We start from the raw sequence: 24393 nt of genomic DNA, 5'->3' as shown, positions 1-24393 counted from the left end.
AATTTCAATCCTCATGAACTATTTTTTTAAAAAAACATACAAAAAAATCATTCAATCTATAATTAAAAATACTTTTTTATTAAGCTTAATTATATCATTACTCATATCTGGAATAATTACTTTATATAGTGCATCTCATCGAAATTACCATTTAATTTTAAACCAATTAATAAAAATTTTTTTTTCATTTATTATAATGTTAATAATATCTACTATTCATCCAAATAAATTAAAATCTATATCTCCCTATATATATATATTAGGAATAATTTTATTAATTATCGTTATTTTTTTCGGAACAAAAAAAAATGGAGCTAAACGTTGGATTAATCTAAAACTATTTCAATTTCAACCATCAGAAATTATGAAAATAGCTATACCTATGATGTCAATATGGTATATTGACTCTATATATAATAAGCCAATAACTATTTTAAACATTTTTTTAATTAAAATTATAATTTTAATTCCAACTATCCTTATCTTTAAAGAACCAGATTTAGGAACAGCAATGATAATATTTATTCCTAATTTTAGTATATTTTTTCTAATTAAAATTTCAAAAAAAAAAATTCTGTTAATTCTATTATTACCAATATTTTTAATACCTATATTATGGGAATCAATGTATAATTATCAAAAACAACGTCTAATATCTTTAATATTTTCTAATAATCATAAAAATAATAAATTTTATTACCATACTATACAATCTCAAATAGCTATTGGATCTGGTGGTTTATTTGGAAAAGGATGGTTAAAAGGATCTCAATCCTATTTAAATTTTTTGCCAGAACGTACAACAGATTTCATATTTGCTGTTAATTGCGAAGAATTTGGTTTATTTGGAGGTGAATCCATCATAATTCTAATTACATTAATTTCTATACAAAGCATATATATATCAAAAAAAAACTGTAATAACTATTGTAAATTACTAGGAACAATAATAACAATAAATTTTTTCATTTCTTCTTCAATCAACATCGGAATGGTAATAGGAATTTTCCCAATAACAGGTATTCCACTACCATTAATAAGTTACGGAGGAACATCAATAACAATATCTTTAATAAGTTTTGGAATATTAATGTCAATTAATTCTTATCAAACATTGTTTTCTAATACCTAAAAAATTACTAACATTAATTATATTATTACTTTAATAACATTCATATAAATATTAAAATTTTACATAAAAATTCTTAATTATATTTCATAAACTTTAATATTATTAAACTTAATTTTTCCATAAATATGTTATATATATAATATATTTTTGAAGATTTTATAAAATAACTATAATTTGATTCAATTAAAAATTTTTCAGATAAAAAAATCATTAAAAAAACTAAAAAAAATCCACGAAAAACACCAAAAATTACACCAATTAAATGATTTAAAAAATTAAACTCACAATACCGAATAATAAAAGATAATAAATTACAAACTACTTTCCCAAAAAATAATGTTATTAAAAAAATAATAACAAAAACACTTAACACTCTAATAACTTCATTTTCAATATAATCTTGTAACCAAATTACAATTTTTTTTGCATATGCTAAAGAAAACCATATAAACAAAAATACACTACTAATTTCTACTATTTCTTTTATAAAACCACGAACTCCCCCTACAATTGAGGAAATTACAATAATAATAACAGAAAATAAATCTATAAAATACGTATACAACTTTATTCTTTCCTATTCTTTATTAGAAATAATAATACATTACAAAATAACATCAATATAAAATTATTAAATTTAACTAAAAAATAAAAACAAAATTAATATCTTCTCTGTACTAAAATAATTCTATTCTATTCTAAATATTACTTTATTCTACTTATTTTTTATAATAAATAAAATATTTTATACGACAATAAATACTTTTAAAAGTACATCCATAAAAACAAATATTTAAATTAATAAATAATAACTACAAAATAGTGAATTATCTAAAAAAAAGAATCATAAAAATTTTAATACTCACTATGCATCAATATATCACATTAATTTATTAATTTAATATAGACAAAACAGAACTTACTGTAAGAAAAGATCCAAATACAATAATAAGATCTCCACTTTTAGCGATTCTACATGCAGAATAAAAAGATTCTACAGGATCTTTATGAAAAGAAAATTTTAAACAATAAAAATCAAATACATCTAATAATTGATCTTTAGAAACAGAACGTTCATTAAATAATAATGATATATACCAACAATCAACAATTTCTTTTAAAACACCTATCATATTAATAATATCTTTATCTTTAAATGCAGAAAAAACAGTATATATACATTTTCTATTCTTTAAATAAAAATTATCAACAAAAGAATATAAATATTTTACAGATTGTAAATTATGTGAAACATCTAATAAAATAAAAAAATGTTTTTTTATAATTTGTAATCTTCCAGGTAAATATGTATTTTTAATTCCAAAAGAAACTTTATTTAAATTTACAGGAAAATATTTTTTTAAACAAAAACTAGCCATAATAGCTGCAGATACTGAATTTTTATGTAAAAAAGGCATTGGAAATAAAAAATTATCTTGTTTATATGAAAAATAAAAATTTTTTTTATCTAAAAAATAATTATAATCACGACCAAGAATATATGTAGGACAATTTAATTTCATACTTTCTATTAATAATCTTTCCGGTATATCATTATCTGCAAAAATAAATGGCTTCCCCTCTCTTAAAATACCAGATTTCTCATATGCAATACTTTCCCTATCAGATCCCAAAAAATTCTGATGATCAAAATCAACTGTAGTAATGATCGATAAATCTGAATCAATAATATTAACAGCATCCAATCTTCCACCTAATCCTACCTCTAATATTATTAAGTCTAAAAAATATTTTTTAAAATACCATAATGCTGCTAATGTAATCATTTCAAAACTAGTTAATTTTAATTGATCTCTGACTTCCTCCACCGCATAAAAAGCTTTGCATAAAGATTCATCACTAATTTGTTTATTATTAATTTTAATTCTTTCATTAATTTTAAATAAATGAGGAGAAGTATAACTACCAACATTATAACCTAAAGATATGTAAATTGATTCTAAAATTGCTACTGTAGATCCTTTTCCATTAGTTCCAGATATAGTAATAACTTTTCTATTATTCTTTAAAAGACCAAGCTCTTCAGCAACTAACTTCACTTTATCTAGTCCTAATTTAATTCCCAAATGACAATTAAATCCAATTTTATCTAACCAATCAACAAGTACAAACTTTTTATAATCTTTCATACAAACTTACCTAAAAATTTTGAAATTAATCCAAAAATAGTTGCTCTTAAATCTTTTCTTTGTACAATCATATCAATATGTCCATATTTTAAAAGAGTCTCACTTTCCTGAAAACCCTTAGGAAGTTTTTCTCTTAAAGTATCTTTTATAATTTTCGAACCAGTAAAACCAATAATAGAATTTGGTTCAGCTATAATAATATCTCCCAAATTAGCGAAACTAGCAGAAACACCACCCATAGTAGGATCAGTTTGCACTATTATCAATGGCAACTTTTCATTAAAAAATTTAGTAAGTACCATAGATGTTCTAGCCATTTGCATTAATGCAATTAATCCTTCTTGTATTCTAGCCCCTCCGCTAGCAATAAAACAAATAAAAGATCTTCTTTCAGAAATTGCAATATAGATGGATTGAATAAATTTTTCTCCAACTATAAACCCCATTGATCCACCCATAAAATTAAATTCAAATGCACCTGCTATAATAGGAATATTTTTTAATGTACCTTTTACTACTATAAAAGCTTCTTTTTCTCCAGTATATTTTTGCGCTTGACTAATTCTATCTCTATACCTTTTAACATCTTTAAATTCTAAATAATTAACTGGCTTTAAAAATTTAACAATTTCTCTTCTATTTTTTTTATCCAAAAAAAAATTTAGCCTTTCCCTAGCTGTTAAACGATAATGTTTATTACAACTTGGGCAAACAGATAAATTTCTAATTAAAATATCTCTATACAATATGGACTTACAACTAACACACTTTATCCATAATATTTCATCAGAAACATTTTTTTTTTGAAAAACTTTTGTTTTTACTTTAGATAAAAATGATTTGTTAAACCAATTCATATTTCATTTAAAACAACAGAATTTAAACATCCACTTAAAATAAATCTAATACTTTCTAAATAGTATCTATTTTATAAACAGAATTATTAATTTGAAATTACAAAACTATAATTTTATCCCAATTGCTTTTTAATAATATACCCATTTAAATACAATCTAACTTATTTTTTTCAATCACTCTATTAAGTTTTAAAGCAAAAAAATTATTTTGAATAATCCGTAACATATCTGTACCAAAAAACTTTAAAAATAACTTAACCTGAATTGTATAATAACATCGATATTGTTTAATTTCTACCGGAAATTTAATCAAATTCTTTAATTTCTTATAAAAGAAAAATGCTAATTTCTTAGATTTAAAAGAGAAAATTTGAATTGTATCGTGAAAAATATAATCACCAATATTAATTACCTGTATTTCAACAGGAGCAATACCACTTTTTAATAAACCTAACTTAATAGCAGCTGCATAAGATACATCAATAATACGATTCGAATAAAATGGACCTCTATCATTAACTCTTACAATAACTGTATTACCATTATTTAAATTTTTTACCAATAAATAAGTTGGTAACGGTAATGTTTTATGTGCAGCGGTCATTGCATACATATCAAAATATTCACCACTGGAAGTACGTTTTTTATTAAAATCAACTCCGTACCAAGAAGCAATTCCACGCATTTTATAATTAATTACATGTTTCATAACTTTATAAACATGTCCATTAACTTTATAGTAATTTGGATTACCATGACTACTTAATATATGATATTTAGATTGACAAAATCTAAATATAAAACATTCTATTAATAATTTCTGAAAAGAAAACAAAATTTTTTTTCTAAGAAAATCAAAAATATTTTTATTTATATATTTAAAATAATTTGAAATATTAAATATCTTTATGGTATACAATGTACTTTTATGCAAATTATTTTGTAAATTAATACAAATTAGAAAAAAACATAATACAATAAATAAATTTATTTTCATAATATAAAAATAACTTGCGTTTACATTTAATTCAATTTTTAGATAAAATTAACATAAAACCTTATATTTATAAAAATATTTATTTTTCACAAAACTAATATGAAATTATCTATTTTAATTTATAAATTTTTTTTATTATTATTATTTATTCTAATTTTAATTAACAAAAATAATTTCTTATTTCAAATAGAAAATAATGTACTTGCAAAACCTCTGTTAAATAATTTTTCATCATTAATACCAATAAAAAACTTTAATAACAAAAAACTAATTTATATAAATGCGAAATCTTATATTCTCGTTGACACCAATAGTGGAAACATAATTACTGAATTTAATAGCGAAAAAAAAATTTTTCCAGCTAGTCTAACCAAATTAATGACTTTATATATTATATTTCATGCTATAAAAAATAAAGAAATTAATTTATGCAATCAAATAAAAATTAGCCATAAATCATGGTCTACAAAAGGATCAAGTATGTTTTTAAAGGAAGGACAAAAAGTATCTATTAAAAATCTTTTACAAGGAATAATTGTAAACTCTGGAAATGATGCTTGTGTAGCTATCGCAGAATATTTAAATGGAAATGAAACTAACTTTGCTAACATAATGAATCAACAAGCTAAAAAACTTGGTATGATCAATACTCATTTTACCAACAGCACAGGACTACATGATCAAAAATTATACAGTACAGCCAAAGACATAGCCATATTATCTCGTGCTTTAATAAATAATTTTTATCAATATTATAAGTGGTATAAAAAAAAATCGTTTACCTTCAACGGAATTAAACAATTTAACCGTAATAATTTATTATGGAAAAAAACAAGCTACGTTGATGGAATTAAAACAGGTTACACAAAAGAGTCAAAATACTGTTTAGCATCATCAGCGCAACATAATAACATGCGACTATTAGTAATTATCATAGGATCTCCAAATAATAAATCTAGATTTCAAGATAGTGAATATTTATTTCATTACGGATTTCAGTTTTTTAAAACCTTTTTAATATATAAAAAAAAGAAAACCATTGCAAAAATTCCTATTTACAATGGACAAACTGCATTTATACCAATAGGAATAAATAATAATCAGTTTATAACATTGTATAAACAAAATCATAAACCAATAAATATTGTGTTTAAAATTATCAATAATTTACAAGCTCCAATTCGTAAAGGAAAAAAAATTGGAGAATTAATAATTAGTACTAATGAATTTAAAACTACACAACCACTATATACACTAACAAATATAAAAAAAGGGAATTATCTTACATGCATAAAAGATTACATTATTTTAAAATTAAAAAAACATATATATAAAAATCAATATAATTATATCTATAAGAAAATAACTTTAAATAATTAAATACAATTTAACATTGTATACTATGATAGTATAAATTTTATATATAACTATGATAAAAATTCGATACTTGGGAATAGAACACTATTCTATAACTTTTGAAAAAATGAAAAAATTTACTTCTTCAAGAAATCAAAATTCGGAAGATGAATTATGGTTATTAGAACATCACCCAATATACACTCAAGGTCAAAACGGAAATCCAAAAAATATTTTAAATGTAAATAATAACATTCCAATTTTTCAAAGCGACAGAGGTGGGCAAATTACTTATCATGGTCCAGGACAACTTATAGGATATATACTAATAGATCTTAAAAGAAAAAAAATGGGAATAAAAAAATTAATTGATTCTATTCACATATCTTTAATCAATTTACTAACAAATTATTCTATTCCAGCTTCAACAAAAAACAACAACCCAGGAGTTTTTATAAAAAATAAAAAAATCGCATCAATAGGATTAAGAATAAAAAATAATTGCACTTATCATGGATTTTCATTAAACGTATCAATGAATCTTAATCCTTTTAAAAATATTAATCCATGTGGATTTAAACAACTTGAAATGACACAAATAAGTAACTATATTCCTAATATTAGTATGAATACCATTATTAATGCATTCATAAGCAATTTTACAAACCAAATTAAAATTTATGAAAATAACACTTCTATTAAATCATATAATTATACTAAAAACATGGATTTATAACCATCCTATTTGTTTGCTGATAGCTATTTTCTTTATTTCTTTGTTAGAATCTATAACAATTATTGGAAATATAATACCTGGATCAATATTAATTACAAGCATCGGATTTTTTATAGGATTAAAAAAAAATATACGTATTGATTTAGCTATCTTAATATCTTCATTAGGTATTATATTTGGAACTGAAATTAATTATATAATAGGACTTTGTCTTAATAAGTATATTAATATATATCCATTTTATAAATATCCTAAATGGATTAACAATGGAAAAAAATATCTTATTAAAAATGGAGTAAAAAGTTTATTTATCAGTAAATTTATAGGACCATTACGCCCTAATATTCCAGTAATATCAGGATTATTAAAAATGAATCATAAATTGTTCTTTTTTATTAATATATTTTCTGCAATTATTTGGTCTATTATATTTTTAATACCAGGAATATTATTTCATTCAAATAACATCAAATTAATTATAAAAAAAATATTTACTTAAATAAGTAATATATAAATATATTGTTTTTTATATATTCGACAACAAAAACTTACAATATACTTTTTTTTATTCTATATAAAACACGACTAGCAGAATTTTGTTCTGCTTGCTTTATAGTATTCCCAAATCCTATTTCAGATATATTTAAATAACTAACATTACACATTATATAAAAAATTTGTTTATGTATTTTTCCACATTTCTTAATTAATTTATATTGAGGTATAGGTTTTTTCCTAGACTGTAATAATTCCTGCAATTCTGTTTTTGCATCTTTTAAATTTAAAAGTAAAATGCTTTTTGATAAGCGAAATTTATACAACCTAAAAATTAATTTTTTAACTTCTACCATTCCACCATCAATATATACCGCCGCAAATATTGCTTCTAAAGTATTTGATAATATGGAAGCTTTATTTAATCCTCCACTTTTAACTTCTCCAATGCCTAAATTCAAAAATAATTTTAATTTTATTTCTGATGCAATATTAAAAAGCATTTCTTTTTTTACCAATAATGACCTTATTTTACTCATTTCTCCTTCGTTTTTATATGGAAAAAGTTGAAAAACTTTATCAGAAATAATAAAATTTAAAATAGAGTCTCCAAGAAACTCAAATCTTTCATTATTTTTCTTTCCAGCGCTACAATGTGTCAATGCCTTCTTTAACAAAAAAATATTTTTAAAATTATAACCTAACTTTTTTTCCAACAAATTTATATTTAAAAAATTTGACATATATTTATGTAATTTTACATAAAAAATATTATATCTACTAATATCTTAGATCAATGTTACAATATTGATCTAATAAATTATTTTTCCTATTCTATTCCAACGAATACCTATATACTTTTCATAAAAACTTATCCATACGAACATAACTTTCCCTATCAAATATTTATCATTAACCAATCCCCAAAAACGACTATCAAAACTATTATCACGATTATCACCCATTACAAAATAATAATCTTTTGGAATTACAATTTTAAAATCTTGATTTTCTATATCAGGACGTAAATAAATATCATAAATCTTACTATCCAACATTTCCTGACAACGTTTAACAATACTATTAGAACTTTCATCAATTTCATATCTAAGAAAAACTTGTTTAACAATCTTTTTATTAATTGTTAATACCTTATTATGATAAATTATTTTATCCCCTGGAATACCAATTATTCTTTTTACATAATTCAACTTAGGATTAATAGGCCAATGAAATACAATAATATCTCCTCTTTTTGGTTTGTTTTTAAACAACAACCTATGCCCACTTCCTATGGGAGACCTTAATCCATAAATAAATTTATTAACCATAATAAAATCACCTACCATTAAAGTAGGTTCTAAAGAACCAGAAGGAACATGAAATGGTTCAAAAATAAAAGAACGAACTAAAAAAACAAATAAAAATACCGGTAAAAAAGAAGATAAAAAATTAATACTATATTTATACTTGGAATGTAAAAAAAGATTATTTTTAAGAATAAAACAATTAAACAAATAAACTATACCAACTAAAATGGATAATAATAACAATATAAAATTAAAATTCACATACATATATTATTTTTTTTAAATTTAAATATTTCTATAAATATTTCTTTGGAAATATTCACATTTCCTATTTTTTTCATCCGTTTTTTACCATACTTTTGCTTATTAAGTAATTTATTTTTTCTAGAAACATCACCACCATAACACTTATCTACGACATTTTTTCTAAATGCTTTAATTATTTTTTTAACAATAATACGATTATTTACAGAGCTTTGAACAACTATATCAAACATTTGCCTTGGAACAATATTACATAATTTTTCTACAATATTCTTTCCATAATAATATGCCATATCTTTTCTTATAAACACCGAAAAAATATCAATAATTTTCTTATTTATTAAGATGTCCATTTTTACTACATTAGATAATTGAAATTTTAAAAAATTAAAATAAAGCGAAGCATAACCATTACTTTTTGATTTTAATAAATCAAAAAAATCTAAAATCACATTGTTCATTGGAAAATCATATACTAAAAAAACTTGAAAAGTATCATAAGTAATAGAAACTTGAACCCCACAATATTTTATACATAAGTTAATAATTTTCCCTAAATAATCATATGGAACAATAATATTAGCTCTAACAATTGGTTCTAATACTTGTTTTACATAATTAAAATCCAAAATCCTAGAAGGTCTATCAACTAATAATAATTTTCCATCTTTTGTTAAAACTTGATAAGCTACCGTAGGTATAGTAGAAATTACACTTAAATTATATTCTCGTTTTAACCTTTCTTGTATAATTTCCATATGAAGTTTTCCAGAAAATCCACAACGAAATCCACATCCTAATATTTCAGAAAATTCATCTTCAAAAAACAAAGATGCATCATTAAGCTTTAATTTTAATAAAGCTTTTTTAAAAAAATCTATATCATTATTATCTGATAAAAATAAACTAGAATATATTTTAGGATTAGAGCATTTAAATTTTAATAAAGGCACACATGCTGACACATCATTTTTAGTTAACGTATCACCAACTAAAAATAAATTATTATCTATGTTTTTAATCCCAGATACTACATAACCAACTTCTCCAGATTTTAAAACAGTCTTCTTAATACGTTTTGGAGTAAAAATTCCTATATCATCTGCAACACAAGTCTTTCCATTAGACATTATTTTCAATGAATCACCTTTTTTTATAAAACCATGCATAACTCTTACTAAAAAAACTATACCTAAATAATTATTGAACCAAGAATCTATAATTAAAGCTTGTAATGGAGAATTAATATCACCCTTAGGGTGAGGTATATTGTCTATTATACTTTCAAATAAATTATTAATTCCTAATCCAAATTTAGCACTAACTTGTAATATATTATTTATTTTTATTCCAACAAGATCTTGAAACTGATTTAATATATGATCCAAATCCATTTTATTAGTAAGATCAATCTTATTTAAAACAGGTAATATTTTTATAGATTTATTAATAGCTTCTCTACAAACTCCAATAGTTTGAGCTTCAATACCCTGAGTTGCATCAATTAATAAAATCGCACCTTCACAAGCTGATAAAGCTCTAGATACTTCATAAAAAAAATCAATATGACCAGGAGTATCTATAATATTAAATAAATATGAAATACCAGAACGAGATATATAATTTAAAGAAACACTTTGTGCCTTAATTGTAATACCGCGTTCTCTTTCAATATCCATAGAATCCAATACTTGATTCATCATTTCTCTATCAGATAAAGTTCCACAACTTTGAATAAATCGATCAGCTAAAGTAGACTTCCCATGATCAACATGTGCAATAATAGAAAAATTACGAATATTTTTCATATAAATATAAAAAATTTGTTTTAAAATTTTTAATAATAAAAAATAAAAAATTAAAAATATAAACTTTATTAAAAAAAAATATTTTTAATTTATATTAAATAAAAATAAAAAACTCATACAATAAAAACGTCTCCAAGGGGATTTGAACCCCTGTTACCGCCGTGAAAGGGCGATGTCCTAATCCGAACTAGACGATGGAGACATATTTTTCTAACAAACCTTTACAAATGCATTCTAAAAATTAGAATATTATATGAAATAATTTTTAATTTGTAAAAGTACAATATTTTATTAATAAAACTAATGATTACATAAAAAACAAAAAAATCTTTTCAATTAAATAACTTTAAACTTTCTTTTAAACGTAACAATACACGTTTTTTCCCTAAAAAAATAAATATTTTTTTAATTGAAAATGAACAATCATTTCCAGTTAATATAACACGTAAAATTTGTATCACATTATTAACAGTAATATTATTTTTGATACTTAATTTCTTAACAAATTCTAATATTTTATTTTCATTCCAGTCATCTAATAATGTCAATTCTTTTTGTAATTTGATAAAAAAAGGTAAAAAACATAATTTAAAATACTTACCTACTAAACTCATATCATAAATAACTTTATTCTGATAAAATGTTCTACTATTTTCACAAATTTCCACTAAAGTATTATAACGACCAGACTGTACATTAAATAAATCAACTAATCTAGGACCATTATTCAAATTTATATTTAAAGCTCTAAAATATTCAAATAATATAGAATTTATCTCCTCCTCTGACATGTTTTTTTGATAATATTTATTTAACCAATATAATTTATCATAGCTAAACCTAGCATTGCTATGGTTAATGTTAGTTAAATCAAAATAATGAATCATATCTTCCATACTAAAAATTTCTTTATTACCATATGACCATCCTAATCGAACCAAACAATTTAATAAAGCTTGAGGTAAAATTCCCAATTTTTTAAATTTAATAATATCTACAGATCCACTTCGTTTAGATAAAGACTTTCCATCATTTCCAAGAATCATAGGTAAATGAGCAAAAACAGGAAGCTTTACATTTAAAGCATTAAATAAATTAATTTGCTTAGGAGTATTACTAATATGATCATTACCTCGAATAATATGAGTAACCTTCATATCAAAATCATCAACAACAGAAGAAAAATTATATGTTGGAGCTCCATTAGAACGAATCAAAACAAAATCATCTAATTCATTATTTTTTACATTAATATTTCCATAAACCTTATCACAAAATGATACGATACCAGATATAGGTGTTTTAAACCTTATAACTTGATAAATATCTTTTTTAAAAGAAAAATTCTTATCACGACAATATCTATCATATTTTGGTTTTTTATTATTATTAATTTGATTTATACGTAAAATATTTAATCTCTTTTGAGTACATCTACAATAATAAGCTTTTTTTTCATCTAATAACTTGGAAATAATCTCTTGATATCTAAAATAATTATGACTTTGATAAAATGGATTATTGTCATAATTTAAACCTAACCAACTCATACTAGATAAAATAGAATGAATATAATCTATTTTTATACGACTTATATCTGTATCATCAATTCTTAATAAAAATTTCCCATTAAAACGTCTAGCATATAACCAAGAAAATAACGCGGTACGTATACTACCTATATGCAAAAATCCAGTAGGGCTAGGAGCAAAACGAGTTATAACAAACATAAAATACTATTCCATAAAAAAATTTTATTTTATTAAAAATAAATTTGCTTCTACACATAATAATATAAATTTATGTATTTATAATTAGTTTTAAAATTTTAATTTCCATAAAATATAATTAATAAATTCTAATTAATTAAAATTAAGATATTTTTTAACCAAATCAATAATATTTTCTCTCAAATAGTTTAAATTAAAATAATTATCAATAATATTGAATATTACAGATACTATTATACCTAATAATATCACTATTAGCATAAGATTAATTACAGTAATTTTTTTTTTCATTATAGCCTCTTTATAAAGTAATTAAAATTATCTTTAATTTTTATTAATAAATAACATTCTCAAAATATATCTAATTTTATTGGTCATCAAACTAAATCCTAAACCTACTTAATATATAAATATTATTTTTTTTATATTAAAACCTATAAAAATAAAATTTTAAACAAAATAAAAAAATTTTTAAAAACATCAATTAATTTTAAATATTTCTATATAAAATTTTTATGAAAATATTTATTTCAAATTTAATAAAAATTAATAATTTTTACTATTATTAAAAACAACATATCCAATTAATTTTAATAATTTAAAACCAAATATCATAAAATTAAATTTTCTTAAAAAAAGAATTTTTTCAAATTTATAATTAAATTTTTATTTGTTTTACATGATCTTCTTTGATTACTTCTCCCAGAAAAATTTTTCCAACTTTTTGAAAACGTTTTATAGAATCTGTAACAAAATAATAAATTCTACTATTCAATATATCACTAAAATTAAATAAACTATTTTTTTTAAAAACCTTATATAAGGCAAAAGCAGTAGATATTGACGAATCAATTACTCTAATTCTTCTAGGCAAAATTTTTTTTAATAAAGACTTAAAAATATTAAAATGTGTACAACCTAATAAAATAATATCATCTTGATTGATATCACCTAAATAATACTTAAAAACTTCTCTAACAATAGAATTATCTATCATTCCTTCTTCTGCTAAATTTACTAAAACATTACATGGTTTGGATAAAATAGTAGCATGTGGGCAATTTTTACGAATATAACGTTGATATAATGTAGAATCAATAGTGGTTTTAGTAGCTAAAATCACTATACGATTATCTTTTATTACTGAAATTATTTTATTTAAAATAGGATCAATAACTCCAATAACTGGAAATAAATGAGAATATTTACTTTGTAAATAAGGTAAAGATACACTAGAAGCAGTATTACATGCAATAACTAACGCTTTAATTTTCTGTTTAATTAAAAAATTAACTGACCTTATAGTATAGTTATGCACCATATTCCTACTTTTAATTCCATAAGGAAATCTAGCTGTATCACATATATAAATAAATGATTCATTAGATAAAAATTTTTTTAATGAACGCAAAATTGTTAAACCACCAACTCCAGAATCAAATACACCTATTGGAAGTGAACATTTATCTTTCATAATTACATTAACTAATATAAAAATCTATTATTAATAATAAATAAAATTTTACTTATTTTTAATAATAAACTGAATATTAAAAAATAATAAAAAACTATTACATTATTTTTTTTCCAAAATATCTTTGTTTATCAAACCTAATGCAATTTCTTTAAGAGCAACTACTGTAATTTTATCTTTTTTACATTTTACCAATGGTTTTTCACCATTAATTAAAATATCTCTAGCACGCTTAGTTGCTAACATTACCAATTCAAAACGATTAGATACAAAATTCAAACAATCTTCTATTGTAACTCTAGCCATAACATTTAAATCCTAAACCTAATAATTTAAAATATATAATAACAACATAAAATAAATTTTTTATTTAAAAAATACTTTTAATACACACTAAATATAAAATAAATATTTACCTAATGAATATAAACAACATATAAAAATTATTTCCTATAAAGACAATAAAAAAGAAGAAAGTAAATCTTTATTATTTATCTTCTGATATCTCATTTTTAATCTATTTGCTAAAATAATAGCATATAATTCTAATATAGTATGATCCAAATCATCATTGATAATTAAATAATCAAATTCTTTCAAATGAATTACATCATTTTTAACATAACGCATTCTCTCATTAACAAAATTATAATCTTTATTTCGATTAAATAATCTATGTTTCAAAACTCTTAAAGATGGAGGTATAATAAAAATAGAAATAGTCTGATTAGGATATAGATATTTAATTCTTTTAACACCTTGCCAATTAATTGCTAAAATTAAATCTATACCATTATTAATAAATTTATTAATTTCCTCAAAAGAAATTCCATAATAATAATTAAATATACGAGCGTATTCCAAAAAAAATTTTTTTTTTTTCATTATAAAAAATTGTTTTTCTTTAATAAAGAAATAGTCAATACCTTCTTTCTCACCAGGTCTTATTGGTCTAGTAGTATAAGATATAGGAGCGCTGATATTATTAATTAAACGAACTATACTTTTCAATAAAGTTGTTTTTCCTCCTCCAGATGGAGAAGATAAAATAATTATATTACCTAAAGAAATTTTATCCATATTTTATTCAATATTTCTTATTTGTTCTCGTATCTGATCAACACAAACTTTCATCTCTAATCCAAGTTTTATAATTTTGATAAAATCTGATTTTGAAATTAATGTATTAACTTCCCTATAAATTTCTTGCATTAAAAAATCCAAATAACGACTTATAGATACTTTCTCTAATAAAATTTTTTCTATTTCACATAAATGAATCTTAATTCTATCTATTTCCTCATTAACATCTAACCTCATTACCATAAAAGCTACTTCTTGTGCAATACGCGATTGATTTTCTGAATTAACCGAAAATTTCTTAAGATTTAATAATATCTTTTTATACTTTTTTTTTAACAAAAATGAAGAATCATCTTTAATTAAATTAATATTTTTTTTTAATACTTCTATCCTAGAAATAATACATTCCTTTAAAGCATTTCCTTCTAGTTTCTTAACTTCTAAAAGCTTTATTACAGTTACTTTAAATAACTTTAAAATTCTTCTTATTAAGACTTTATCAAATTCAACATCTATTTGAACGATATTAGGCCAAGTTAAAATCTTACTTAAAGTTAAATCGTTCTTTATACCCTCACTTACAGAAATAGAATTCGTGGCATCAATTATTTTTTTTATTAACCTAATATCAATAAATATTTTTTGTTTTTTATAAAAAAAATTCTTAATTTTTAATAAACACTCTATCTTTCCCCGATTAATTTTTTTTTTTAAAATGTTTCTCAATGAATATTCTAAAAATTTAAACTTATCAAATAAAAAAAAAGACACATCAAAACATCTATAATTTAAAGATTTAATCTCCCAATAAATAATATAATCTTTAAAAATTTTTTGAGACTTTGCAAAAGCAGTCATACTATATATCATAATAAATCTATAGAAAAACAATAAAATACTAATATTTTTTATTAAGTAACAATATTTATTGTAATAAAAATAAAATTTTATTTCTTAAAATATTTTTTAGTTACATAAATTTAATGTAAAAAACATAAATCAATTTTTAAAAAAACATAATAAAATCTAAAAATAATAAAAATACAATATATATCAATATTCCTTAATATTATATAAAACATTTTTTATACAATTAGAATACTTTAACATACACATATCTAAAAATAAATATTATTATACAATACATAGGAAAATTATTTAATAACGATAATATTTTGATTTGTAAGGACCATCTATAGGAGTATCTATATATTTAGATTGATCATCTGTTAAAGTCGTTAACTTTGCACCTACATAATCTAAATGCAATCTAGCTACTTTTTCATCATATAATTTAGGCAATGTGTAAATATCATTTTTGTAACGACCAAAACTATTAAATAACTCAATTTGTGCTAACACTTGATTTGTAAAAGATATAGACATAACAAAATTAGGATGACCATTAGCACATCCCAAATTAACTAACCTCCCTTCAGCAAGTAAAATTATATGTTTACCATTAGGTAATTCAATTAAATCAACTTGAGGTTTAATATTAACCCAATTAAAGCTCTTTAGACTATCAACATCAATTTCAGAGTCAAAATGACCTATATTACATAATACAACATTATCTTTCATATTCATCATATGATGATATGTAACAACATGATAATTACCAGTTGCAGTAACAACTATATCTACTTCACTAGAAATATCATCTAAAGTTAACACTTTATATCCATTCATAACTGCCTGTAAAGCACATATAGGATCAATTTCACTAATATATACAACAGCTCCTTGACCACGAAAAGCCTGAGAACAACCCTTTCCAACATCTCCATAACCTAAGACTAAAACTGTTTTACCAGCAATCATAATATTTAAAGCTTGCTTTAAACCACTTAACAATGATTCTCTACATCCATATATATTATCAAATTTAGATTTTGTTACAGAACCATTAATATTAAAAGCAGGTATTTTAAGTTTTCCTTCTTTAACCATCTTATGAAGTCTATATGAACCTGTAGTCGTTTCTTCAGAAACACCTAATATTGATTTTAACATTTCAGGACACTTACTATGCACATAAAAAGTCAAATCTCCTCCATCATCAATTAACAAATTTGGTCTCCAATAATTAGGACCATATAAAACTTTTTTTATGCACCACCAATATTCTTTTTCCGTTTGTCCTTTCCATGCAAAAATAGGAACTCCAGAAACAGCCATTGCAGCAGCAGCATGATCTTGTGTAGAAAAAATATTACAAGAAGACCATCTAACTTCTGCTCCTAAAAATATTAAAGTTTCTATTAAAACAGCGGTTTGCACAGTCATATGTAAACAACCAGAAATCCTAGCTCCTTTTAACGGTTTATCATTACCAAACTCTTTCCTCAAATTCATAAGACCAGGCATTTCCATTCTTGCTATAGAAATTTCTTTCATTCCAAATCTAGCTAAAGCAATATCAAAAACTTTATAATCTTTCATTTTTATGAAATTACATACTTAAAATAATAAAAAATATAATAATCTAAATTAAAATTAATTTACTAAATATTTTATTTATCACCCATACAAAAAAATAATATTTATTATTTTCTAAATAAATTAATAAATTACTAAATCTTTAGTATAAAATATTTATAAAAATATGTTAATTAACAATAAAGAACTTTATCAAAATAAAAAATTTAAACTAATATCGTATTTTAATAAAACTAAAAAAACAACTATTAAAATTAATAAAAAATATCAAACTAAAATTTCATCTTTTCAAAAAACTTCTTTACACCATCAAACCATGAACTAACACGAGGAGAATTAGCACCTCCATTATTCTCTAATGACTCTTGTAAATTTAATAATAAATTTTTTTGTTCCCTAGATAAGTTAACAGGAGTTTCCACAATAATTTTACATAATAAATCCCCTATAGTTCTATTTCTAATAGAACTAATTCCTTTTCCACGAAGACGAAAAATCTTTCCAGTTTGCGTTCCTCCTGGTATCTTTAAAGTAACTCTCCCACCTAATGTTGGAACTTCTATAGAGCCTCCAAGAGCAGCTATTGCATAATTAATAGGAACTTCGCAGTACAAATTGTTTTCCTCTCTTCTAAAAATAGAATGTGGTTTAATTTCTATTTTTATATATAAATCTCCAGATCCACCTCCTTTTAAACCGGCTTCTCCTTCTCCTGTTAAACGAATTTGATCTCCATCATTTACTCCAGAAGGGATTTTTACAGTCAATTTCTTATTTTCTCTAATTCTACCTTGACCAGAACAAGTATAACAAGGATCAACAATCATTTTTCCATCACCGTTACATTTCCTACACGTTTGTTGAATAGAAAAAAATCCTTGCTGCATACGAATCTCCCCAGTGCCATGACAGGCATCACATTTTTTTGGATGAGAACCTCTTTTTGAACCTAAGCCAAAACATATTTTACATGAAGTAAACCGTGGAATATTAACATTAATCTTCTTTCCAGAAGAAGCTTCTTCTAAAGTTATCTGAACATTAAATTGCAAATCAGAACCTCTATTATCATTTGAGGTTTTATTACTATTTCTACCACCTGTAAACATAGTTTCAAAAAGATCAAAAACATCTCCGAATCCACTAAAATTACCAGACTTTACAGTTGACTCTACAGAAGGATCTATACCTGACTGTCCAAATCTATCATACATTGCACGTTTTTCTTTATTAGATAATACTGCATATACTTTTTGAATTTCCTTAAATTTTTCTTCAGCTAACTTATCATTAAGATTTCTATCTGGATGATATTTCATAGCTAATCTTCTATATGCACGTTTGATCTCTAAATCACTTGCATTACGATCCACACCAAGAATTTCATAATAATCCTGATTTGACATTATCTTATAATACCATTTTATCTTGTATCAAATAGAATTTAATCTACTAAAATTTTATAATATAAAATTCTATTTATTATCATCAGATTTTTTATCTTCTTTTACTTCCTCAAATTCAGCATCAACAATGTTATCTTTATTAGAAGAAGAGTTACTTTCCTTAACATCACTATTAGAAACATTATTTTTCGCATTATTATTAAAAGGTTTATTACTACCAGATTTTTTTAATAACTGCAAACGATCTACTAATTTACTAGAAATATCTGTTAAAACACGAATTTTATTTTCAATTAATACTTTATCATCCCCTTTTGTAGATTGCTTTAAATCACTAATAGCATTTTCCATGCTATTTCTATCTTCTTTAGATAAATCATTAGAAAATTCTTTTAAAGTTTTTTCACTAGTGTGAATAAGAGAATCAGCTCTATTTCTTACTTCAATAATTTCTCTAAATTTTTTATCTTCTTCTGCATGAGATTTAGCATCTTTTATCATACTCTGAACTTCATCTTCACTCAATCCACTTGAAGCTCTTATAATAATCGACTGAGCCTTTCCTGTGGTTTTATCTTTTGCAGATACATTTAATATACCATTAGCATCTATATCAAATGTAACCTCTATTTGAGGTACACCTCTAGGAGCTGGAGGTATACCAGTTAAATCAAATCTACCTAATGATTTATTTGCTGACGCTTGCTCTCTTTCTCCCTGTAAAATATGTACAGTAACTGCAGTTTGATTATCATCAGCAGTTGAAAATACCTGAGTAGCTTTTGTAGGTATAGTAGTATTTTTTTCAATGACTTTAGTCATAACTCCACCTAAAGTTTCTATACCCAATGATAAAGGAGTAACATCCAATAATAAAATATCTTTAACATCACCAGACAAAACTGCTGCTTGAATAGCAGCTCCAACAGCAACTGCTTCATCTGGATTTACATCTTTTCTAAGATCTTTTCCAAAAAACTTTTGAACAGTTTTTTGAACTAATGGCATTCTAGTTTGACCTCCAACCAAAATAACTTCATTAATTTGAGATACACTTAATCCAGCATCTTTTAATGCTACCTCACAAGGTTTTATAGTTCTTTGAACAAGATCCTCTACTAAAGATTCTAATTTAGCTCTAGTTAATTTTATATTTAAATGTTTAGGACCGGAGGCATCAGCTGTTATATACGGTAAATTAACATCAGTTTGTTGAGCTGAGGATAGTTCAATCTTAGCTTTTTCTGCTGAATCTTTTAATCTTTGCAAAGCAAGAGAATCATTATTTAAATCGATTCCAGTATCTTTCTTGAATTCCAACACAAGATACTGAATTAAAGCCAAATCAAAATCTTCTCCTCCTAAAAATGTATCTCCATTTGTAGCTAATACCTCAAATTGATGCTCTCCTTCAACCTCTGCTATTTCTATAATAGAAACATCAAATGTACCTCCACCTAAATCATAAACAGCTATAACTACATCTCCCTTTTTTTTATCCATTCCATATGCAAGAGCAGCGGCTGTTGGCTCATTTATAATTCTTTTTACTTCTAATCCAGCAATTCTTCCAGCATCTTTAGTTGCCTGACGTTGTGAATCATTAAAATAAGCAGGAACTGTAATAACAGCTTCTTTGACTTCTTCACCTAAATAATCTTCTGCAGTTTTTTTCATTTTTCTAAGAATTTCTGAAGAAATTTGAGGTGGAGCCAAATCTTTTCCTTTAATTCTAACCCATGCATCTCCATTAGATGCCCTTATTATCTTATAAGGAACCATTTTAATATCTTTTTGTACAATCGGATCATCAAATTTTCTACCAATTAAACGTTTTACCGCAAAAGGAGTATTTTCAGGATTTGTAACAGCTTGTCTTTTAGCTGCATCACCAACCAAAGTTTCTCCTTCTGTATAAGCTATGATAGAAGGAGTAGTTCTACGACCTTCACTGTTCTCAATTACTTTTGGATCTCCTTCCATAACCGCAACACAAGAATTCGTTGTACCCAAATCAATCCCAATAATCTTAGCCATTTTTTAATTACTCCATATAATATTTTATTATTTTACAAATTCTTTAAACAAAATTTTACCGAAATAAATATAAACAATAATTTACTCAGAACATTAACAAACAATCACAAACCTATATAGTCATTTTCCCCTTATTTATAAAAACATTAAACAATTTTAGACTTAGCTACAATTACCCTAGCAGGACGAATAACTCTATCATGTAATTTATAACCTTTTTGAAACACTGATATAACAGTATTATCAAGTAACATTTCACTTTCTTGTTGAATAGACATAGCTTCATGTTCTTCAGGATTAAATTTCTCTCCTTTTGGAAAAATTTCTATAACACCATGCTTAATTAATGCATCTAAAAATAACTTTCTAATTAAAACCAATCCTTCATACATAATTTTTGAATCAGAATTCTCACATGATTGTAAAGCTTGATCTAAACTATCCATAACTGGTAAGAAATCCATTAAAATTTTGCTAATCCCATAACGATGTGCATCAAAAATATCTCGTTCAGAGCGACGCCTAAAATTCTCTAGCTCAGCTATAGCTCTAACAGCTCTATCCCAATTCTCATCAGATTTTTTTTTAGTCTCATCTAAATCTTTTTTAATTTTATCAATTTCACTTAAAGTATCTTTTTTTTTATCTGATTTTTCAGATATACATTCAGATTCATCTAAATTTTCAGATATGATCTTTTCTTGTAAATCATTTGTAGAAAAAATCTTATCTTTTTTATCTTCTTTATTCATAAAAGACTCCAAAACATTTAGCTTTTAAATGTGGGGGCTTTTAAAAAAAAATCAAGTCTAATTACTTTCTAAAAATATAAAATTCATGTATTATTAATACACATAATTAAATTAATTTATAACTACATATTAACACATATAAAATATGTATATTCTAAAAATAAAAAAACTATCCGTAGAAACCAGAATTGGCATATACGAATGGGAACAAAAAATAAATCAAAATCTAAAATTAGATATTGATATTAAGACTAAATATAACCAACATGATGACCAAATAGATAATGTTATTGATTACACCGAAATCATAAATACAATTAATTCTCATCTAAAAAATAATTCTTTTAAATTGATTGAAACTGTTGCATACTCTACAGCAAAAATAATAAAAAACAAATTTAAACTAAATTCAGTAAAAATTACTGTATGCAAACCACAAACAATAACAAACGCAAAAAATGTATGTATAACGTTAAAATGTTGAATAAATCTAAATAATATTTTTTTTCTAAAGAAAATGATTAAATTCACAAAACAATATTTTACATACGTTCTGGAGAAGAAATACCCAACAAATCTAAACCATTTTTTAAAATTTGCCCCACTGACTTGATTAAACATAGTCTAGCATTTCTTAATAAATATTCGTTACATAATAAAGAGACAGAATTATAATAACTATGAAGTTTAGAAGATAAATCTAAAAGATAACAAGAAATTCTATGTGGATCATAAGATTTTGATACACCAATGATAATATCTAAATATTTATTAAGAAGAGATATAATCTCCAATTCCTGAGTTTTATTAAGCAAAGATAAATGTAATAAACCTACATCTTGATCAAAATATAATTTACGTTTACTAACTTGCCGAATTACAGAACAAATACGAGCATATGCATATTGAATGTAATAAACAGGATTTTCATTAGATCTTAATTTTGCTAAATTCAGATCAAATTCTATATATTGATCAGATTTTCTCATTATATAAAAAAAACGAGTAACATCATTTCCTAATTCTTCATATAAATCATGTAAACTAATAGAATAATTATTTCTTTTTGATAATTTAACATTTTTTCCATTCTTATAAAGGACTACAAATTGAATTAATAATATATTTAAAATATCTATGTTATAATTAAAAGATTTTATAGCAGACTTTATTCTCTCAACATAACCATGATGATCACAACCAAAAACATTTATAATTTTATCAAATCCCCTACTATATTTATCAATATGATATGCAATATCTGACGCAAAATATGTAATAGAACCATTAGATTTAATTAAAACTCTATCTTTTTCATCTCCAAATTTAGTTGATTTAAACCATAAAGCACCATTACTAATATAAGTACAATCATTTTTTTTTAATTTCTCTATAATATTTTGAACAACTCCAGAATTTAATAATTCACATTCAGATATCCAATTATCATAATAAATTTTAAAATCTGACAAATCTTTTTTAATATTACATATTATAAAAAATAAAGAATTTTTATAAATGATTTTATAATAAAAACTCCCTAAAACTGATTTAGTTATTCCAATTAAAAAATCAATATAAACTTCTTTTTCATTTTCTACTATTTTTTTAGATAACCACTTATTCTTAATTTTATTCCAGGAATATTTAAATTTTGATCCATATTCTTTATACATACAATTAGCAATGTTTTTTACATATTCATTACGATAAACACCAGTTGGAAAAATAACATGTTCTCCAATTAAATTTAAATATATTAACCAAATACTTAACAATAAAATATCTATTTGTTTTCCAAAATCATTTATATAATATTCTTTAATTACGCGATAACCTAACAACTCAAATAATTTAGACAATATAGAACCAACAACTGCTATCCTACCATGACCAACATGTAATGGTCCTGTAGGGTTAGCTGAAACAAATTCAATAAGTACTTTTTTTCCACTACCTAACGAAAATTTTCCATAATTTTCTGATTGTTCTAAAATTTTTTTAATTACGTTAAATTTCTCATCATAAGATATAAAAAAATTAATAAAACCTGGATAAGCTATTTCAATAGCTTTAATAATTATATGTTTTGAAAATAAAACAACCATATGTTTAGCAATACACATAGGATTTTTTTTTGTAACTTTTGCAATAACTAAAGATATATTTGTAAAAAAATCACCAAATTTCTTATTTTTAGTATAATCTACTTTAAAATTATTAATAACTTTATCAAAAATAATACTTGAATAATTCATTTTTTTAAAAGCATCAATAATTAACGATTTAATTATAAATTTCATAATCTATTTAACATAAATTCTTATCAAATAAAATTAATAAAATTAATTAATAAAAAAACAC

Annotated in this window: 23 protein-coding genes and 1 tRNA gene; 5 read left to right on the top strand and 19 right to left on the bottom strand. The window is 23.3% G+C overall.

Translation table 11 applies throughout. The annotated features are described in order from the left end of the window. Positions 1 to 13 precede the first annotated feature (13 nt). A complete protein-coding gene (rodA, locus tag RQL38_RS02565; RefSeq protein WP_338521553.1) occupies positions 14 to 1132 on the top strand; it encodes a rod shape-determining protein RodA in 1119 nt (372 codons plus the stop codon). Positions 1133 to 1205: 73 nt separating this feature from the next. Here the strand turns inward: rodA and RQL38_RS02560 are convergent, their stop codons facing one another. The 4 genes from RQL38_RS02560 to RQL38_RS02545 all read right to left on the bottom strand — a co-directional run bounded on the left by RQL38_RS02560 (position 1206) and on the right by RQL38_RS02545 (position 4974). After that, the gene (locus tag RQL38_RS02560) at positions 1206 to 1697 is read right to left on the bottom strand and encodes a CvpA family protein (protein ID WP_338521552.1); all 492 of its coding nucleotides are present in this window, start codon (positions 1695 to 1697) and stop codon (positions 1206 to 1208) included. 328 nt (positions 1698 to 2025) lie between these two features. Continuing rightward, positions 2026 to 3282 carry a folylpolyglutamate synthase/dihydrofolate synthase family protein gene (locus RQL38_RS02555; RefSeq protein ID WP_338521550.1) on the bottom strand — a complete coding sequence of 419 codons (1257 nt, stop codon included), beginning with the start codon at positions 3280 to 3282 and terminating at the stop codon, positions 2026 to 2028. After that, the gene (gene accD / locus RQL38_RS02550; RefSeq protein WP_338521548.1) at positions 3279 to 4139 is read right to left on the bottom strand and encodes an acetyl-CoA carboxylase, carboxyltransferase subunit beta; all 861 of its coding nucleotides are present in this window, start codon (positions 4137 to 4139) and stop codon (positions 3279 to 3281) included. Before accD ends, RQL38_RS02555 begins: the two co-directional genes overlap by 4 nt. Before the next feature lie 145 nt (positions 4140 to 4284). Continuing rightward, positions 4285 to 4974 (bottom strand): septal ring lytic transglycosylase RlpA family protein, encoded by a 690-nt coding sequence (locus RQL38_RS02545; RefSeq protein WP_338521547.1) that lies wholly within the window; start codon positions 4972 to 4974, stop codon positions 4285 to 4287. Between the two features lie 261 nt (positions 4975 to 5235). On the opposite strand from RQL38_RS02545, the gene RQL38_RS02540 reads away from it, so the two are divergent. From RQL38_RS02540 to RQL38_RS02530, 3 genes are read left to right on the top strand one after another with little or no spacing between them, the layout of a single operon-like run. After that, positions 5236 to 6516: a D-alanyl-D-alanine carboxypeptidase family protein gene (locus RQL38_RS02540; RefSeq protein ID WP_338521545.1), complete on the top strand. Its 1281-nt coding sequence runs from the start codon at positions 5236 to 5238 to the stop codon at positions 6514 to 6516. Positions 6517 to 6568: 52 nt separating this feature from the next. After that, positions 6569 to 7228, top strand: a complete 660-nt coding sequence (gene lipB / locus RQL38_RS02535) for a lipoyl(octanoyl) transferase LipB (RefSeq protein WP_338522019.1) — start codon at positions 6569 to 6571, stop codon at positions 7226 to 7228. Further along, positions 7173 to 7727: a DedA family protein gene (locus RQL38_RS02530; protein ID WP_338521543.1), complete on the top strand. Its 555-nt coding sequence runs from the start codon at positions 7173 to 7175 to the stop codon at positions 7725 to 7727. Before lipB ends, RQL38_RS02530 begins: the two co-directional genes overlap by 56 nt. 49 nt (positions 7728 to 7776) lie before the next feature. Here RQL38_RS02530 and rnc read toward each other — a convergent pair whose 3' ends face one another. The 14 genes from rnc to grpE form a co-directional block, all read right to left on the bottom strand. Then, entirely contained in the window at positions 7777 to 8466 is a 690-nt protein-coding gene (gene rnc, locus RQL38_RS02525) for a ribonuclease III (RefSeq protein ID WP_338521541.1), read from the bottom strand. Between the two features lie 69 nt (positions 8467 to 8535). Further along, positions 8536 to 9300 (bottom strand): signal peptidase I, encoded by a 765-nt coding sequence (gene lepB, locus RQL38_RS02520; protein WP_338521539.1) that lies wholly within the window; start codon positions 9298 to 9300, stop codon positions 8536 to 8538. Continuing rightward, on the bottom strand, positions 9291 to 11105 hold the full coding sequence (gene lepA, locus RQL38_RS02515; protein WP_338521537.1) for a translation elongation factor 4: 1815 nt from the start codon (positions 11103 to 11105) through the stop codon (positions 9291 to 9293). Before lepA ends, lepB begins: the two co-directional genes overlap by 10 nt. A 127-nt stretch (positions 11106 to 11232) precedes the next feature. Next, positions 11233 to 11307 (bottom strand) — tRNA-Glu (locus RQL38_RS02510). A 130-nt stretch (positions 11308 to 11437) separates the two neighbouring features. Further along, the gene (gene gltX, locus RQL38_RS02505; RefSeq protein WP_338521535.1) at positions 11438 to 12835 is read right to left on the bottom strand and encodes a glutamate--tRNA ligase; all 1398 of its coding nucleotides are present in this window, start codon (positions 12833 to 12835) and stop codon (positions 11438 to 11440) included. 132 nt (positions 12836 to 12967) lie between these two features. Continuing rightward, on the bottom strand, positions 12968 to 13126 hold the full coding sequence (locus tag RQL38_RS02500) for a hypothetical protein (RefSeq protein WP_338521533.1): 159 nt from the start codon (positions 13124 to 13126) through the stop codon (positions 12968 to 12970). A 367-nt stretch (positions 13127 to 13493) separates the two neighbouring features. Continuing rightward, on the bottom strand, positions 13494 to 14309 hold the full coding sequence (gene murI / locus RQL38_RS02495) for a glutamate racemase (protein ID WP_338521531.1): 816 nt from the start codon (positions 14307 to 14309) through the stop codon (positions 13494 to 13496). 102 nt (positions 14310 to 14411) lie between these two features. Next, positions 14412 to 14615 (bottom strand): DNA-directed RNA polymerase subunit omega, encoded by a 204-nt coding sequence (gene rpoZ, locus RQL38_RS02490; RefSeq protein ID WP_338521529.1) that lies wholly within the window; start codon positions 14613 to 14615, stop codon positions 14412 to 14414. Positions 14616 to 14759: 144 nt separating this feature from the next. After that, positions 14760 to 15389, bottom strand: coding sequence for a guanylate kinase (gene gmk, locus RQL38_RS02485; RefSeq protein ID WP_338521527.1), 630 nt, complete (start codon positions 15387 to 15389; stop codon positions 14760 to 14762). Positions 15390 to 15392: 3 nt separating this feature from the next. After that, positions 15393 to 16250, bottom strand: a complete 858-nt coding sequence (locus tag RQL38_RS02480; RefSeq protein WP_338521526.1) for a YicC/YloC family endoribonuclease — start codon at positions 16248 to 16250, stop codon at positions 15393 to 15395. Between the two features lie 300 nt (positions 16251 to 16550). After that, positions 16551 to 17837, bottom strand: a complete 1287-nt coding sequence (ahcY, locus tag RQL38_RS02475; protein WP_338521524.1) for an adenosylhomocysteinase — start codon at positions 17835 to 17837, stop codon at positions 16551 to 16553. Between the two features lie 269 nt (positions 17838 to 18106). Further along, positions 18107 to 19240: a molecular chaperone DnaJ gene (dnaJ, locus tag RQL38_RS02470; RefSeq protein WP_338521522.1), complete on the bottom strand. Its 1134-nt coding sequence runs from the start codon at positions 19238 to 19240 to the stop codon at positions 18107 to 18109. Between the two features lie 69 nt (positions 19241 to 19309). Continuing rightward, positions 19310 to 21277: a molecular chaperone DnaK gene (gene dnaK / locus RQL38_RS02465; RefSeq protein WP_338521520.1), complete on the bottom strand. Its 1968-nt coding sequence runs from the start codon at positions 21275 to 21277 to the stop codon at positions 19310 to 19312. Positions 21278 to 21423: 146 nt separating this feature from the next. Further along, entirely contained in the window at positions 21424 to 22029 is a 606-nt protein-coding gene (gene grpE, locus RQL38_RS02460) for a nucleotide exchange factor GrpE (RefSeq protein WP_338521518.1), read from the bottom strand. 145 nt (positions 22030 to 22174) lie between these two features. Between grpE and folB the strand changes: the two genes are divergently transcribed. After that, on the top strand, positions 22175 to 22513 hold the full coding sequence (gene folB / locus RQL38_RS02455) for a dihydroneopterin aldolase (protein WP_338521516.1): 339 nt from the start codon (positions 22175 to 22177) through the stop codon (positions 22511 to 22513). Between the two features lie 58 nt (positions 22514 to 22571). On the opposite strand, the gene argS is transcribed toward folB, so the two are convergent. Next, positions 22572 to 24332: an arginine--tRNA ligase gene (argS, locus tag RQL38_RS02450; protein WP_338521514.1), complete on the bottom strand. Its 1761-nt coding sequence runs from the start codon at positions 24330 to 24332 to the stop codon at positions 22572 to 22574. Positions 24333 to 24393 lie beyond the last annotated feature (61 nt).

It is taken from the genome of Candidatus Legionella polyplacis (assembly GCF_037013735.1).
Classification (GTDB): Bacteria; Pseudomonadota; Gammaproteobacteria; order Legionellales; family Legionellaceae; genus Legionella_E; species Legionella_E polyplacis_A.
Note: the sequence above shows the minus strand (reverse complement) of the source record. Positions and strands in the feature narration are given on the sequence as shown.